Source organism: Pontibacillus halophilus JSM 076056 = DSM 19796 (genome assembly GCF_000425205.1).
Taxonomy (GTDB): Bacteria; Bacillota; Bacilli; order Bacillales; family BH030062; genus Pontibacillus_A; species Pontibacillus_A halophilus.
In genome coordinates, this window is sequence record NZ_AULI01000019.1 from 20,327 (window position 1) to 35,982 (window position 15,656).

The 15,656-nt window shown below is 46.4% G+C and carries 13 protein-coding genes; 3 read left to right on the plus strand and 10 right to left on the minus strand.

From position 1 onward, the window contains the following. Nucleotides 1-5: 5 nt before the first annotated feature. Together gatC and putP are read right to left on the minus strand one after the other, a co-directional pair. A complete protein-coding gene (gene gatC / locus H513_RS0115605) occupies nucleotides 6-296 on the minus strand; it encodes an Asp-tRNA(Asn)/Glu-tRNA(Gln) amidotransferase subunit GatC (RefSeq protein ID WP_026801565.1) in 291 nt (96 codons plus the stop codon). 141 nt (nucleotides 297-437) lie between these two features. After that, nucleotides 438-1,970 (minus strand): sodium/proline symporter PutP, encoded by a 1,533-nt coding sequence (gene putP / locus H513_RS0115610; RefSeq protein ID WP_026801566.1) that lies wholly within the window; start codon nucleotides 1,968-1,970, stop codon nucleotides 438-440. A gap of 608 nt (nucleotides 1,971-2,578) precedes the next feature. Here putP and H513_RS0115620 point away from each other — a divergent pair. Next, on the plus strand, nucleotides 2,579-3,556 hold the full coding sequence (locus H513_RS0115620; RefSeq protein WP_026801567.1) for an alpha/beta fold hydrolase: 978 nt from the start codon (nucleotides 2,579-2,581) through the stop codon (nucleotides 3,554-3,556). Between the two features lie 16 nt (nucleotides 3,557-3,572). Beyond that, nucleotides 3,573-4,178 carry a TetR/AcrR family transcriptional regulator gene (locus H513_RS21005; protein WP_051240071.1) on the plus strand — a complete coding sequence of 202 codons (606 nt, stop codon included), beginning with the start codon at nucleotides 3,573-3,575 and terminating at the stop codon, nucleotides 4,176-4,178. Nucleotides 4,179-4,201: 23 nt separating this feature from the next. Here the strand turns inward: H513_RS21005 and H513_RS0115630 are convergent, their stop codons facing one another. The 8 genes from H513_RS0115630 to pcrB form a co-directional block, all read right to left on the minus strand. Further along, the gene (locus H513_RS0115630) at nucleotides 4,202-5,335 is read right to left on the minus strand and encodes a bifunctional cystathionine gamma-lyase/homocysteine desulfhydrase (protein WP_026801568.1); all 1,134 of its coding nucleotides are present in this window, start codon (nucleotides 5,333-5,335) and stop codon (nucleotides 4,202-4,204) included. A 6-nt stretch (nucleotides 5,336-5,341) separates the two neighbouring features. Next, nucleotides 5,342-6,259, minus strand: a complete 918-nt coding sequence (locus tag H513_RS0115635) for a PLP-dependent cysteine synthase family protein (RefSeq protein WP_026801569.1) — start codon at nucleotides 6,257-6,259, stop codon at nucleotides 5,342-5,344. Nucleotides 6,260-6,273: 14 nt separating this feature from the next. Next, nucleotides 6,274-6,741: an S-ribosylhomocysteine lyase gene (locus H513_RS0115640; protein WP_026801570.1), complete on the minus strand. Its 468-nt coding sequence runs from the start codon at nucleotides 6,739-6,741 to the stop codon at nucleotides 6,274-6,276. Between the two features lie 23 nt (nucleotides 6,742-6,764). Continuing rightward, nucleotides 6,765-7,406, minus strand: coding sequence for a class I SAM-dependent DNA methyltransferase (locus H513_RS0115645; RefSeq protein ID WP_026801571.1), 642 nt, complete (start codon nucleotides 7,404-7,406; stop codon nucleotides 6,765-6,767). 321 nt (nucleotides 7,407-7,727) lie between these two features. Then, a complete protein-coding gene (locus H513_RS0115650; protein WP_026801572.1) occupies nucleotides 7,728-8,870 on the minus strand; it encodes a CamS family sex pheromone protein in 1,143 nt (380 codons plus the stop codon). 14 nt (nucleotides 8,871-8,884) lie between these two features. Continuing rightward, nucleotides 8,885-10,888 (minus strand): NAD-dependent DNA ligase LigA, encoded by a 2,004-nt coding sequence (ligA, locus tag H513_RS0115655; protein WP_026801573.1) that lies wholly within the window; start codon nucleotides 10,886-10,888, stop codon nucleotides 8,885-8,887. Nucleotides 10,889-10,903: 15 nt separating this feature from the next. Next, complete coding sequence (gene pcrA, locus H513_RS0115660) at nucleotides 10,904-13,150, minus strand: DNA helicase PcrA (RefSeq protein WP_026801574.1); 2,247 nt, start codon at nucleotides 13,148-13,150, stop codon at nucleotides 10,904-10,906. Nucleotides 13,151-13,166: 16 nt separating this feature from the next. Further along, nucleotides 13,167-13,856 (minus strand): heptaprenylglyceryl phosphate synthase, encoded by a 690-nt coding sequence (gene pcrB, locus H513_RS0115665; protein ID WP_026801575.1) that lies wholly within the window; start codon nucleotides 13,854-13,856, stop codon nucleotides 13,167-13,169. 415 nt (nucleotides 13,857-14,271) lie between these two features. Between pcrB and H513_RS0115670 the strand changes: the two genes are divergently transcribed. After that, on the plus strand, nucleotides 14,272-15,654 hold the full coding sequence (locus H513_RS0115670) for a glycine--tRNA ligase (protein WP_026801576.1): 1,383 nt from the start codon (nucleotides 14,272-14,274) through the stop codon (nucleotides 15,652-15,654). The last annotated feature ends 2 nt before the right edge of the window (nucleotides 15,655-15,656 follow it).

A 15,656-nucleotide genomic window follows, 5' to 3' on the forward strand; every position in this document is an offset into this window, starting at 1 on the left:
CCCTCCTATTCTAAGATCGATGGTACTTTGAATTGACCATCTTTTTGTTCTGGTGCGTTCTTTAGTGCTTCTTCTTGTGTGATCCACTTCTTCGGTTCGTCTTTGCGCATCACATTCTTCAAATCTAGAACGTGTGTAGTTGGCTTAACGCCTTCTGTATCTAATTCGTTTAGCTGCTCGGCAAACGAGATAATGTCATCTAGCTGCTTTGTGAACATCTGTGCTTCTTCTTCTGTAACGTGCAATCGTGCTAATTGGGCAACGTGCTTTACTTGTTCTTCACTAATACGTGACATAGAATAACCTCCATTCGTATCGAACCTCACATAATATAGAATGATACCAAACAATACCGCTTTCAATCAATGTTCCCGTCGCAACATTCGACAAAAAAAGAATCCCGCCTTGCGGAATCACAAGGCGGGTGTGTAACTTTCTTATAGATTTTCTGTTGTTGCGCGTGTGAATTCTTCTTGGATTTCCTTAGATGGTTCTTTATCGAACAAGCTGACGACAATCGCAGCCAATGCACAAAGAAGGAATCCAGGAATCATTTCATAAAGTCCGAAGATGGAAGCCATATCTGCTTTTAAGATTCCGCCCCATACGATTACGACAATTGTACCTGTTAGAATACCTGCAATCGCACCGTTACGTGTCAGACGCTTCCAGAATAGACTCAAGATAATAATTGGACCAAATGCAGAACCGAATCCAGCCCAAGCATAACTTACTAGCTCAAGAACCGTGCTTTCTGGATTGTAAGCGAGTGCAATGGCAATAAGTGCAATTGCAGCTACAGCGAAACGACCAACCCATACAAGCTCTTTCTCAGAAGCGTTCTTACGAAGAATCGCTTTGTAGAAGTCCTCTGCTACTGCGGAGGAGGATACAAGAAGTTGAGAGTCAATCGTACTCATGATTGCAGAAAGGATTGCAGCTAGTAGAATACCCGCTACAATTGGGTGGAACAGAACTTGTGAAAAGGCGATAAAGATCTTCTCAGAGTCAGCTAGCATTTGAACGCCGCCCTCATTGATCAATTGTACGCCGAATTCTGTTAGCCCAGCTGAGTTTCCTACATCACTTACATAAGCTAGTCCTACAAAACCTGTGAAGATAGCCCCGTAAAGACCAAGAACCATCCATGTAATTCCGATAAAGCGCGCTTTCGGAACGTCCTTAGGTGAACGTAGTGCCATAAAACGCGTAATGATGTGTGGCTGACCGAAGTAGCCAAGTCCCCAAGCAAGGGATGAAATAATAGCCATAATCGTTACACCTTCAACCATTTGTAGGTGAGAAGGATTAATTTCACCAACGATGTTCACCGTCTCGTTCCAACCGCCGATTTGATTAACCGCTACAATTGGTACGATAATTAAGGCAGCAAACATCAAGATTCCTTGTACGAAGTCTGTCCAGCTTACCGCTAAGAACCCTCCAAGGAATGTATAAGAGATAATAACGGCTGCGCCGATCCATAGGGCTTGTTGATACCCTAGACCAAAGGATGATTGGAATAATTTCGCACCGGCTACCATACCTGAGGAAGTATAGAAGGTGAAGAAAATGAGAATAACGAAAGCGGAAATGACACGTAGAATACGTGATGTGTCACGGAAGCGATTCTCTAAGAAGTCCGGAACGGTAATGGAGTCATTGGCAACCTCTGTGTACGTACGAAGACGACGTGCAACAAATTGCCAGTTTAAGTAAGCACCTACAGCAAGACCTACACCAATCCAAGCCTCAGACATTCCGCTTGCATAAATAGCCCCCGGCAGTCCGAGTAAGAGCCATCCACTCATATCAGATGCACCCGCGCTCAAGGCCGCTACTCCAGGCCCTAGGCGGCGACCACCTAATACATAGTCTGACAAGTTACTTGTTAAACGATAGGCCGCAAAACCTATGAAAAGCATTCCAATTAAATAAATGATAAACGTAATTAACGTGGGAGTACTCATCTGCTCTTAACCTCTCCTTTCAGTAAACAATGTTATAGTTGATAGAATGATTAGTATTGGCATTGGCACGAACAACCAGAACCATGTGGCCCCTTGAATCGCGTAATCCATTGATTCACCCCCTTCAAGTGGTCTTATACAAAACTATACAATATACAAACTATTCTGAATAGTACAGTTGAACGATTACGGCTCGGTTTCCGCTACATACAAGTATTAATATAACACACATTAATTATCTGAACATTGCAAAAGTTATTATAACGCACCGTCAATGTATGAATATGCAAATATTTCGCCATATTTGGGCAAATAGAACGATTTTGGCTATACATATTCACCAAGATTAATAAAATTAACCAGTTGCTTATTTATGTAGGTTCCATTGGAAGTAGCTAAACGACCCTCTATCAGTTAAGATTCTACGAATACCACAACCCGATGAGAAGCTATATATTCTAGTAGCGACCACACCATCTTCCAAACCACCAGTAAATCTTTCCCTTTTTCTTTAACGATTAAGCTCTTTCTGTCACTTGAAATAAATTCACTCCTTTCTTATAGTTAATAACGAACAGTGTTCTTTATTTGCGAAAGGAGATTCCTTAATGATACTGCTATTCATTACGATTGGAATCATAATTGGAAGTATAGTCCTTGATTACGGGAGATTTTTGGCCAGTAGGAAGCGGGTCATTGCCTCCTTGCCGACCATCCATACGTCTTATGGCGAAGTGAGCTATATCGATATCGGGCCGAGAGAAGGTCCTGTTATTCTATTCTCGACAGGTGGAGGGGCTGGGATTGACTATGCGTATTCGTTTGATTGGCTACTCAAGGAAGGGTTTCGCATTGTAGCCGTCAATCGTCCGGGGTATTACGGGCTACCTGTCGACGTTGCAGCTTCAATCAAGGAGCATGCAGACCTCTACAATGAAGTTGTACAAACTCTAGGAATTGAAGAGGTTCATGTATTTGGTGTGTCGATGGGGGGATTATCGGCTTTATACTATGCAGAAAGGTACCCCGTGAAGTCGATGGTATTATGGAGTGCTGTGACCGGGGACTATCACCCGAACGAAGAAGCCCTTCACTCACCATTAGGTAAACTCATGATGACGGACAAAGGGAAGAACCTCCTTTCGTGGGCAATGGTTCGTTCCGCTCAACTGTTTCCTAAAGCAACGGTACGACAATTCGTACAGGCAGAAGCGGATATGTCCAAGCAAAAAACGAACGAGATTGCGGGTGCAGTCACTAGAGATCCTGCTGAAAGAAGAAGACTCATCCAGTTTGTTCAGTCACTCACCCCCATGAGCGCTCTTTATGACGGAATGATGGATGAGCTAGAGAAATCTGCGTCTCCCGCCCCTATCAATTGGGAAGCGCTCACGATGCCTGTCTTTGCCGTTCACTCAACAATCGACCGTGATGTAGGTATTGAGCACTTCGAGCGTGTGCAGCAACATGTAACACACGGAGAATTCCTTTCTGTGAAAGCAGGTGGTCACTTTGTATGGTGGGGAGAAGAAGGAAAAGAAGTTATTCAGAGAACGGTGAAATTCCTCAAAGAAAACGAATTGTAGAAAGTAGTGGTTTGGAATGCCTCAAGTGAAAAAAGAAGCCGTGCGGAATCGCATTCTAGAAGTTGCGAAAGAAGAACTAGGAGCAGGAGGCTATAGAGCCATGTCTATGCGGACTGTCGCCTCTAATAGTGGGATCTCAACGAGTAATCTCTACACATATTTCTCAAACAAAGAAGCGCTACTCGATACACTCGTTGGAGAAGTTTACAGAAAGACGCTTGATCTTGAAGATGCCAATCTCGAATGGCCTGCTTCTTTAGACATAAGCGAGTTTGACCAGTATCTACAGCGAATGACTACACAGCTTCTCGCATACCTTGATACGAACCACGATGAGCTTGTTCTGTTGCTGACCAAAGTTCAAGGTAGCCCATTTGAAGGCTTTAAGGAGCGCTTTGTTGCACATTACCTCGATTATGAGCGTCATGCGGTGAACCACTACCGGACAATCTCCTCTTTACCAAGCGAGGAACTCATCATGGGCATCTGTCACCTTTATGTAAACCTGTGTGAGGTGTACCTATTACACGGACACAATCATCAATGGATGAAAGAAAAGACTGCTGAGCTTAATACGTTCATAGTAGGTGGATTAAAAGAATCTATGAAGAAAGCAGACTAAGAATAGTCTGCTTTCCTTGTTATTTATCGTAGAGCCAGCACAAAATCTTCTTTCAAATCTTCAATGTCTTCAAGTCCGATAGAAACGCGCACGAGTCCGTCCGTAATCCCAAGCTCTGCACGGCGTTCTTTCGGAATCGACGCGTGAGTCATCATGGCCGGAACGGAGATCAAGCTTTCAACAGCACCCAAGCTCTCCGCTAGTGTGAAGTAACGTAAGTTCTCAAGCAACTTCTCGGCGTTCTCCTTACTTCCAACGTCGAAGGAAACCATCCCACCATATCCGTGTGCTTGCTTGTTGTGAACGTCGTGTCCCACATGACGCTCGAGTCCAGGGTAGTAAATGGAGCTAACTTCTTCGTGCTCTTCTAGGAATCTCACAAACTCTTTCGTGTTCGCTTCAATTTCCTCCATACGTACACCTAGCGTCTTAATCCCACGCATCAATAACCACGAATCTTGCGGTCCAAGGATGGCTCCGCTAGAGTTCTGGACAAAGTGAAGGTCTTTCGCGAGCTCTTCTGAATTTACGACAACAAGCCCCGCCACGACGTCGCTATGGCCACCTAGATACTTCGTCGCGCTATGCAACACAAGGTCTGCGCCATGCTCAATCGGATTTTGCCAGTATGGGGTTGAGAACGTATTGTCTACAATTGTGTGCAACCCTTTTTCCTTCGCAAAGGCGGATACTTCAGCGATGTTCGTGATCTTCAACAGCGGGTTCGTTGGCGTCTCGACGTATATAGCCTTCGTATTAGGCTGAACCGCTGCCTTAACTTGGTCGAGATCTGATGTATCTACGAATGTAACGTCTAAATTGAAACGGTCGAGAACGTTCGCCATGAGGCGGTAAGTCCCACCGTACACATCATCAGTCAGAATGATATGGTCGCCACTTTTATACATCATCATGATGGAAGTAATCGCAGCCATCCCGGACCCGAACGCAAATCCAGCATACCCACCTTCCAAGTCTTTAATAAGTTCTTCAAGTGCATGGCGAGTTGGGTTTCCTGTACGAGAATACTCGTAGCCTTTATGCTGGCCAACGCCGTCCTGCTTATATGTGCTTACTTGATAGATAGGAACGGATACTGCCCCTGTCTGTTCATCTCCTGTAATGCCACCGTGGATCAATTTTGTTTTGCGTCTCATGTGTAATCACTCCTCATAAAATCCTTGGCTTAAATAACGTTCACTGCTGTCTGGAAATATAGTAACGATGTTTGTACCTGGCTTGGAACAGCGGGCCTCATTCAGCGCAGCCGCATACGCTGCGCCTGAAGAGCTCGCTACGAGCAATCCTTCGTTGACAGCAAGTTCCTTCGCAGCTTGGAAGGCATCCCGGTCGGTAATCGTATGAATGGCATCAAAGTATGACGTATCCATGTAGGAGGGAATAAACTCCATCCCTATCCCCTCCGTCCGGTGTGACCCAGCAGGCCCTCCGTTCAAGATTGACCCTTCTGGTTCTACGATAACCGTCTTAATGGCAGGATTCTGCTCTTTCAAATAGCGCGCGGTCCCCATGAACGTGCCACCTGTACCGCCTCCTGCTACAAACGTATGAATCTCGCCATCTAAAGCTTTATAAAGTTCAGGGCCGAGGGTCTCGTAGTATGCGAGAGGATTCGCTTCGTTTTGAAACTGTTGAGGACAGTAGCTGTTGGGGATTTCCTTGCAAAGCTCCGTTGCCTTTTGGATTGCGCCCTTCATCCCTTCACTCGTTGGCGTATGCACAATCTCTGCACCAAGCGCCTTCATGAGTGACTGCTTTTCTTGACTGAACTTCTCAGGGACGACGAAGATGACACGAAATCCCTTCCCAATGGCGGCAAGGGCTAGTCCGATACCGGTATTGCCGGCAGTCGGTTCAATGATTGTCCCGCCTTCAGACAACTGGTTCGTTTCCAAAGCATGGGACAGTAGTTTCAATCCTAGGCGGTCTTTAATGCTGCCACCTGGATTGAAATACTCCAATTTAGCAAACAACCGCACTCCCTCTGGTAAGGGAGCGTGGTTGAGCTGGATTAACGGGGTATTCCCAATCAATTCATGAACGTGCGTGGTGTAGTTCATCGTTGTTCAGACTCCTATTCGTCGCCAAACACAACGGTCCATTCATCGCGTTTGTCTAGTAGTTCTTTCGCTAATTGCTGTGCTCCTTCAAGACTGTGGCTGCGGGCGTATCCACACTGTACTTCGTTGCACGCTGGAACCTCCGTCGCGTTCAGCACATCGTGTAGCGTCTTATCAATCACTTCTAGCATATTCTCGTAGCTATCATCGTTGAGTACAGAAATGTAGAAGCCCGTTTGGCAACCCATTGGTCCAACATCCACGACACGATCATGGTGGTTACGACTATTCTCCGCCATTAGGTGCTCAAGGGAATGAAGAGCTGGCATATCCATGTGCTCGATATTCGGCTGCTTGATGCGCAGGTCGTATTTGTAAATCTTATCCCCTAGCTGCCCTTCAATAACGCCAACAAGACGGACATACGGTGCGGCTACTTTCGTGTGGTCTAAGTTAAAGCTTTCAACGTTCATTTGTGGCATGTGAACAACTCCCCTTTTCGTAGTTATCGTTTGGTCGCAATCATCAACCAAACGTATTGGTTCTTTCGCCTAAAGATTACATCAAATTCATTATTTTCACAAATATTCCGAAGAGTGGGAATATCTGAATAATATTCGCTCGAAAGGTCATCCGCCAGATGATGTCGATACGATGCAATCGCCGTCTCAATGCTCTGACGCTTAGCATCTTTCGTTTCAAATGACGTATCCGCAAATACGATGCGTCCCCCTGATGCGAGAAGCTTGCTGTAGTTCCGAATCGCATGTTCCTTCTCCTCATCAGTCAAGTGGTGGAACGCATACGAGCTGACGATGGAATCCACCTGTTCCACTGGAGAAGTAAATTGAAGAAAGTCACCTTCCTGTATACGCGCATCTGGTACTTTCACCTGCGCAATCTTTAGCATCTCAAGGGACGGTTCAACCCCGTACACATTGAAACCATGATTCACAAGGCGCTTCGTTAAATTCCCTGTCCCTACGCCAAATTCAATTACGTTATCCCCCTTCGTATAAGACACAACGCTTTGCAAGATTTCATCGTACCCCTGAAACACTTCTTTATATTCAAGATCCTCACCGGACACCGTCTGATCATACGTTGAAGCCCAGTCATCGAACATATCGATAAATTCCCTACCCATGATGTCTGTTTTCCCCTCTCAACACGGAATATTGTTAATTCCTATAAGAATAGTTGGTTATTGTGTAATATAGTATAGCATAAACTGAAATGTGTGAATAGTTTCTCGCTCGCGGGATAGGGGGACAGGTTCTTTGTCCCACCCTGGTTGCTAGGGCTAATGGGTTCGACAAGATTTCGGAAGGAACCCACGAATGAAGAGAACAAGCCCACTCTCACTCCGGTGAACCATAGCGACGGGGACGTTGTACCTGCCCCCCCCCGTCCCACAAAAAAAGAGCGAACACGGAATACCGGGTTCGCTCTTTGCTATATTGCTCTATTATTGGTCGTAAATGTGGACGTATGGGTCGGATTCGCCTGGTTCGCGTACGATGAGACTTTCTTGGCCGTAGCTTGATTCGATGTTCACTTCAATATGGAAATAGTTCGGGAATGTTTCTTTAATTAACCCGTACACGTATTGAGTGAAGCCAATGACCTCAGCCTTGCCTTGGAATTCGATTGGGATATCAATCTTCATTTCCTGAAGTTCGTCGTCTTTGTAGAATCCTTTCCCGATTACGCCAACGTAGTTCGGGAAGTAGTTGTTAATTTCATCTTCGAAACTATTAATAAGCTGGGCATCGTCGAAGTGTTCTTTCTCTGCTTCGCTCGATGGGAAGAGGATGTAGTCTTCTTTAATCGATGTCCATTCTTCAATCTGGTTGCTGCCTGAGTCCACTTCCGTTTTCGAGACGAAGTTGCCTGGCACCATAGATCCCGAGCCTTCTAATCTGTAGAGACTAATGGATACAGGTACGTTTTCTAGGCTATCCATTTCTCTTAACCGTTCAAGCACTGTCTGGGCTAGCTTCTTCCCTTCTTTCAGCATCTCTTCCTCAGAAATTGGCTCTTCAAATTGTGGGCCACCTTGTTCTGTACGGAAGGTGTAGATGCTCCTAAGGGCAAGGCCTAACGATACACCGCCAAGCTCATAGTTGCCTTCGTCATTCTTCTTCAAATAGTTCTGCTCGACAATGTGGGCCAAGTAGCGCGGGTGGTCTTCATGTTGTTTCTTGACACTGTCGTCCTTAATGGCTGGGTTAAGCCCTTCTTCTGTCTTTGAGCTTCGTTCCAGCCAGTCAAATAGAACACTCTTCGTTAAGTATTGTCCTTCTCGGAACAAGAAATCCTCTGGTGGGTAGTCATCCTTCGACAAGCGGCGCAGCCCGACTTCAAGTTCGTCGATGTCGAGTCGGTTGTTCACTTGGTTCAAGATGACACCTCGTGATTCGCTTGTGTTGTATTGCTTCTCCATTGGCGTTCGGTAAAGGTCATCTGAGATGCTGTAGCTCGGGACAAAGGTTGTCTGTTTGCCAGCGTCTTCTGTCTCTTGTACGACGTCTGTTCCACTTTCGTAGGCAGGGGTACATCCTGCTAGGAGCAGGATGCTTCCGATTGCTGCCGTTATGACCCGTTTCATGTTTCTCACTCTCCCTAACGGTTTAACACTTCTTTGAGACGGGCTTCGTCCCAAATTTCGATGCCAAGCTCTTGTGCTTTCTCATACTTCGATCCCGCATCTTCCCCTGCGACAAGAAGGTCTGTCTTCGCACTTACACTGCTGGTTACTTTCGCCCCTAGGGCAGCTAGCTGTTCTTTAATTTCATTACGGCTGAAGGACTCCATTTTCCCCGTGACAACGACCGTTTTCCCAGAAACGGCGGAGTCTTCAACGACTTCTGCTTTCTTACGGCCGAGGTAGTTCATGTTCAATCCAAGGGAAGTAAGCTCTTGGATGAGCTCTTCCACTTGAGGACGTTCAAAGTAAAGACGAATGGACTCTGCCATCTTCTCCCCAATATCCTCGACAGCTACAAGTTCTTCCACGGTCGCTTCCTTCAGACGGTCCATCGTTTCAAACTGTTGAGCCAACACCTGAGCTGCCTTCGACCCGACAAAACGAATACCAAGTCCGAACAATAGCTTCTCAAGTGAATTCTGCTTCGACGTTTCAATCGCTTGAAGCAATTTCGTTGCGGACTTCTCACCCATACGGTCAAGCTCAAGCAATTGATCTTTCTGTAGTTTATACAAGTCAGAGATGTCATGCACAAGGTCATTTAGGAACAGTTGTGCGATGACTTTCTCACCTAGGCCATCAATGTTCATCGCATTTCTAGATACGAAATGAATAAGCGCTTCGCGGAGCTGGGCTGGACAGTTCGGGTTCATACAACGAAGAGCCACTTCCTCTTCAAGGCGAACAAGTTCCGTACCACACTCTGGGCAATGCTCAGGCATGAAGAATTCCTCTTCCTCGCCAGTACGCTCTTCGTCCACAACACGTACTACTTCTGGGATAATGTCGCCCGCTTTCTTAATCACGACCGTGTCGCCGATGCGGATATCCTTCTCTCGGATGAGGTCTTCGTTGTGCAACGAAGCGCGCTGTACCGTCGTACCCGCTACTTGAACGGGCTCTAGAACTGCGGTTGGCGTAACAACACCGGTACGGCCAACATTTAACTCAATCCGAATGAGCTTTGTAATTTTCTCTTCGGCTGGGAATTTATACGCCGTTGCAAAGCGCGGACTCTTCGCCGTGAATCCAAGTTCCTCTTGAGCATCAAGAGAATCGACTTTAATAACAATCCCATCAATTTCATAGTTCAGTTCAGAACGCTTCTCGGTCCATTCGTTTACGTACTGAATGACTTCGTCGATATCTTTACAGCTGCGCCACTCAGGATTTGTCTTTAATCCGAGTTGCTTCATGTACTGCAGACGCTCGCTATGCGTGTCAAACTCGCCTGCTTCCCACTCACCAGCTCCATATAGGAAGATATCTAAGTTACGGTTAGCCGCAATCTTCGGATCGAGTTGCCGAAGCGATCCTGCCGCAGCATTTCTTGGATTGGCGAATACTTCGACGCCATCCTGTTCGCGCACTTCGTTCAAAGCAAGGAAGGAGCGATGCGGCATAAACGCTTCGCCACGAACTTCAATCGTCTCATCCTCTGAAATACGTAGCGGAATGCTTTTGATTGTTTTCAAGTTCTTCGTAATGTCTTCACCAGTCGTTCCATCCCCACGTGTGGCTCCTCGAATGAATTGGCCGTTCTCATAACGAAGGGAGACTGCGAGTCCGTCGATCTTCAACTCACATACGTATTGAATATCTTCGTCTGTGCCTTCTCGCACCCGACGATCAAAGTCCCGTAGTTCATCTTCGTTAAACGCATTCCCAAGACTCAACATCGGAATGGCGTGCTGCACCTTCTGGAATGCATCGAGTGGTTCACCCCCAACGCGTTGGGATGGAGAATCAGGAGTAAGTAGGTCAGGGTGTGCTTCTTCTAGTTCAATTAGCTCGCGTAACCGTGCGTCATATTCAGAGTCTGGAACAGACGGCTGGTCGAGCTCGTGGTACTCACGGTTGTAGCGCTCGAGCAGGTCACGCAGCTCGTTAATGCGCACATTCGCTTCATCTTTTGTCATGTGGGTCACCTCAACTTATGCTTTCGTAATCGGTGCGAATTTAGCGAGCAGGCGCTTAATACCATTCGGTGGTGGGAAGGCAATATCAAGCTCCATGGAGTCGCCTTCACCGGTTACTTTCACAACGGTACCTGTTCCCCATTTGTTATGGACCACCTTATCGCCAACGTTCCATGCGACATCCTCGCCCCCTGTTGTCGGACGGGAAATCTTCTTCGCTTTTCGCTTCGGCTGGGCAGGTTGACGGTCTCCGCTTTCAAATCCACCACCAAAGCCGGTTGGTGCTGGGTCGTTAAAGCCACCGGCGTTCGACGGTTGCTCGCGACCTTCAATATATTCTTGAGGAATCTCATCAATAAAGCGACTCATCGGATTCATATTCGTCTTACCAAATAGGGTACGCATTTGGGCGTGAGTAATGAATAATTGTTGCTCTGCACGCGTAATTCCTACATATGCGAGGCGGCGCTCTTCTTCAAGCTCCTCATCATCCATAAGAGCACGGCTGTGCGGAAAGACGCTCTCTTCCATACCGATTAAGAAGACGACCGGGAACTCGAGTCCCTTCGCGGAGTGAAGCGTCATAAGCGTTACTTGGTCATCTGCTGATGGGTCTTCATCCATTGAATCGATGTCCGCTACAAGGGCTAGGTCTGTTAAGAAAGCGATAAGTGACTTGTCTTCTGCTGTTTCTTCGAAGTTCTTCGTAACAGACATAAACTCATTAATGTTCTCAAGGCGGCTTTGCGATTCAAGACTCTTGTCGTTCTTCAGCATTTCCTCATAGCCTGTCTTCTCAAGCACTTCATCGACAAGGTCCGTTGCTGTTAGGTAGTCCTGCATTTGTGTCCAGTTCTTAATCATGTTCACGAAATCAATAACCACACGCGTCGCTTTCTTACTCAAGCCAATTTGGTCTGCTTCGAGCGCTGCAGCGTATAACGAAAGGTCGTGTCGTGCTGCATACATCTGTAAGTTCTCAAGGGAAGTCTTTCCAAAGCCACGCTTCGGTTCATTCACAACACGAGAGAAACTGATATCGTCATTCGGATTCGCAATCAAGCGAAGGTAAGAAAGTAAGTCTTTAATTTCTTTACGGTCGTAGAACTTTGTTCCGCCGACAATCTGATAGGGAACGTTCGCTTTCATGAACGTTTCCTCCACCGTACGAGACTGAGCATTCGTACGATAAAGCACCGCAAAGTCTTTATAGCGGTAATCTTTCTCCCTAATGAGTTTTTCAATTTGGTTCGTTAAATAAATTCCTTCGTGACGCTCAGTCGGCGCCTTATAGTATTGAATAAGCGCACCATCGTCATTCTGCGTCCAGAGTCGCTTCGGTTTACGACCGCTGTTGTTGTCGATGACTTGGTTCGCCGCATCCAAGATGGACTTTGTAGAACGGTAGTTCTGTTCAAGTAAAATGACACGAGAAGATGGGTAGTCCTTCTCGAAGTTCATGATGTTCTGAATATCCGCTCCACGCCAGCGATAAATTGACTGGTCAGAGTCCCCAACCACACACAAGTTCTCGAATCGGTTCGCAAGCATCTTCACAAGCTGATACTGGGCGTGGTTCGTATCCTGGTACTCATCGACGTGAATGTACTGGAATCGGTTCTGATAATATTCAAGCACTTCCGGAACACGATCGAATAGAGTGAGCGTCTGCATAATCAAGTCATCAAAGTCGAGGGACTGATTCTTGCGAAGGCGCTTCTGATATTGTTCATAGACTTGTGCCATCGTCTGGTCGTAGTAGTTTGCAGCCGCTTTAGTCACATCTTCAGCTGTCTTTAATTCGTTCTTCGAGTTACTAATCATTCCGAGCATGGCACGTGGGTCAAACTTCTTAGGGTCCAAATTCAGGTCTTTCAGAATTTGCTTAATGACGGACAACTGGTCTGTTGAGTCTAGAATTGAGAAGTTTCGGTCGTAGCCAATGCGGTCGATGTCACGGCGTAAAATCCGGACACACATGGAGTGAAACGTTGAAATTAGCATGTCGTACGCTTCAGGTCCCACAATGTCACGAACACGGTCCTTCATCTCACGCGCAGCTTTATTTGTGAACGTAATTGCTAATACGTTACGCGCTGACACGTCTTTCTCGCTAAGTAAATATGCAATGCGGTGGGTTAGCACACGCGTCTTGCCACTTCCTGCTCCTGCCATAATCAAGAGAGGACCATTTGTATGTTTTACAGCTTCTTGTTGCTGTTCGTTTAAGCCTTTCAGCAAATCGTTCGTCAACGGGCTCATCTCCTCCACCGTCCTTCTAATCGTTATTCTTAACCGCTTGAACCGTTTTTAAAGCAGCTTCAAGATTCTCATAGATACTATTTCCCACGATCACGGTATCTGCATACGCCGCCATCGTTCTCGCATCTTCTGAAGTAGCAATGCCACCACCGTAGAAGAGTCGCGTCTGGTCGAGCGTTTTACTGACTTTCTGAACGAGGCTCGGGTCCCCGTACATGCCGCTATATTCCATGTAGAAGATTGGCAAATGGAAGAAATGCTCCGCCATACGCGCATAGGCAATGACGTCTTCTTCATCTGGCATGATTGAATTGGAGTACGCGAATGCCTTCGCATCAGGGTTTAAAATACAATACCCCTCCAAGAAAAGCTCGTCCCAATCAATAAGGTCACCATATTCCTTCACCGCCTGATGATGCGCACCAAGAATCCATTCCCGGTCCCGACTATTAAGTACCGTTGGAATAAAGACATAGTCGAAGCCTGGCGTAATAGCTTCATGATTCGACACTTCAAGCGCACAAGGCACCTCATATCGACGAATCCGAGCGAGCAAATCAAGCACGCCTTCAAACGTCACATCATCGGTTCCGCCGACAATAATGGCGTCCGTTCCAGATTCGCACACCTTCTCTAAATCATCGTCGCTTATATGTTTATTGGGATCTAATTTAAACACATGCTCCCATTGTTTAATCTCGTTCATTGAAGTCATCCTCCAAACACGTTTTCCATTCCCTCATTATAACAAAAAATTGCGCTCGAAATGAGTGGGAAGTTCGATTCGTTTTCGGGGAATACTTGTGGTAACCATCAAGCTGTGCTAGCATATAAAGCAAATAGATATCGTTACATATGATGACGGAACAATAGTACTTGCATCCTCTTCCAATGAGCGAGCTAGGGACGGTGAGAGCCTGGCGGAACGGTGCAACGAAACGGCACTCCTGAGTATGGATAGAAAGAGGATGCACGCTTTGCATCAATCAGGGTGGAACCGCGGGAAAAACTCTCGTCCCTGGGCTAGTAGGATTAGTCCAGAGACGAGAGTTTTTTTCGTTTTTTGGCCTAGTTCCTAAAGATTGTAGTAAAGAGCCTTTCACAATAAGGAGGAAACGATTATGTCCAAAAACATGGAAGAATTAGTATCACACGCCAAGCACCGTGGCTTCATTTTCCAAGGTTCTGAAATCTACGGCGGCCTTGCGAACACATGGGATTATGGTCCCCTAGGCGTTGAATTAAAGAATAACGTTAAACGAGCTTGGTGGCAAAAGTTCGTCCAAGAAACACCACTAAACGTAGGCTTGGACGCATCTATCTTAATGAACACGAAAACATGGGAAGCCTCTGGTCACCTAGGAAACTTCAACGACCCAATGGTGGACTGTAAGCAGTGTAAATCCCGTCACCGTGCCGATAAATTAATTGAAGATAAACTTGAAGAAGAAGGCAAAGAGATGGTCGTAGACGGTCTTCCATTTGAAGAGATGGAGAAGATGATCGAAGAACACGACATCAAATGTCCAGTCTGTGGCGAACACGATTTCACTGGCGTTCGTCAATTCAACCTAATGTTCAAAACACACCAAGGTGTTACAGAGACTTCTGGTAACGAAATTTACCTTCGTCCTGAAACTGCACAAGGAATCTTCACAAACTTCAAGAACGTTCAGCGTTCGATGCGTAAGAAGCTACCATTCGGTATTGCTCAAGTTGGTAAGAGCTTCCGTAACGAAATCACGCCTGGTAACTTCACGTTCCGCACACGTGAATTTGAACAAATGGAGCTTGAATTCTTCGTTAAGCCTGGTGAAGAACTAGAATGGTATGACCACTGGAAAGAAACAAGCCACAACTGGTTATTAAACCTTGGTCTAAATCCTGATAACCTTCGCCTACGCGAGCACGATTCTGATGAGTTGTCTCACTACAGTAATGCAACAACTGATATCGAATTTAAATTCCCATTCGGTTGGGGTGAACTATGGGGCATTGCATCCCGTACAGACTTTGACCTAAGCCGCCATGCGGAGCATTCCGGTGAAGACTTCCAATACATCGATCAAGAAAACAACGACCGTTACATCCCATATGTAATCGAGCCATCCCTTGGTGCGGACCGCGTCACACTTGCTTTCTTGTCTGATGCTTATCAAGAAGAAGAACTAGAAGACGGCTCATCCCGTACGGTCATGCGCTTCCACCCAGCAATCGCTCCGTACAAAGCAGCCATCTTCCCACTTTCTAAGAAGATTGGCGACGGCGCGAAAGAAGTATTCGCTCAACTAGCGAAACACTTCAACGTCGACTACGACGACGCAGGCTCCATCGGAAAACGCTACCGCCGTCACGACGAAATCGGCACACCATTCTGCATCACGTACGACTTCGACTCCCAAGAAGACGAACAAGTAACCGTACGCGACCGCGACACAATGGAACAAACCCGCATGCCAATCTCAGAACTCCGCTCCTTTATTGAGAGCAAGATGGAGTATTAAGT

Coding starts and splice junctions, on each gene's coding strand:
- gatC (WP_026801565.1), bottom strand. CDS start 296: ATGTCACGTATTAGTGAAGAACAAGTAAAGCACGTTGCCCAATTAGCA.
- putP (WP_026801566.1), bottom strand. CDS start 1,970: ATGAGTACTCCCACGTTAATTACGTTTATCATTTATTTAATTGGAATG.
- H513_RS0115620 (WP_026801567.1), top strand. CDS start 2,579: ATGATACTGCTATTCATTACGATTGGAATCATAATTGGAAGTATAGTC.
- H513_RS21005 (WP_051240071.1), top strand. CDS start 3,573: ATGCCTCAAGTGAAAAAAGAAGCCGTGCGGAATCGCATTCTAGAAGTT.
- H513_RS0115630 (WP_026801568.1), bottom strand. CDS start 5,335: ATGAGACGCAAAACAAAATTGATCCACGGTGGCATTACAGGAGATGAA.
- H513_RS0115635 (WP_026801569.1), bottom strand. CDS start 6,259: ATGAACTACACCACGCACGTTCATGAATTGATTGGGAATACCCCGTTA.
- H513_RS0115640 (WP_026801570.1), bottom strand. CDS start 6,741: ATGCCACAAATGAACGTTGAAAGCTTTAACTTAGACCACACGAAAGTA.
- H513_RS0115645 (WP_026801571.1), bottom strand. CDS start 7,406: ATGGGTAGGGAATTTATCGATATGTTCGATGACTGGGCTTCAACGTAT.
- H513_RS0115650 (WP_026801572.1), bottom strand. CDS start 8,870: ATGAAACGGGTCATAACGGCAGCAATCGGAAGCATCCTGCTCCTAGCA.
- ligA (WP_026801573.1), bottom strand. CDS start 10,888: ATGACAAAAGATGAAGCGAATGTGCGCATTAACGAGCTGCGTGACCTG.
- pcrA (WP_026801574.1), bottom strand. CDS start 13,150: ATGAGCCCGTTGACGAACGATTTGCTGAAAGGCTTAAACGAACAGCAA.
- pcrB (WP_026801575.1), bottom strand. CDS start 13,856: ATGAACGAGATTAAACAATGGGAGCATGTGTTTAAATTAGATCCCAAT.
- H513_RS0115670 (WP_026801576.1), top strand. CDS start 14,272: ATGTCCAAAAACATGGAAGAATTAGTATCACACGCCAAGCACCGTGGC.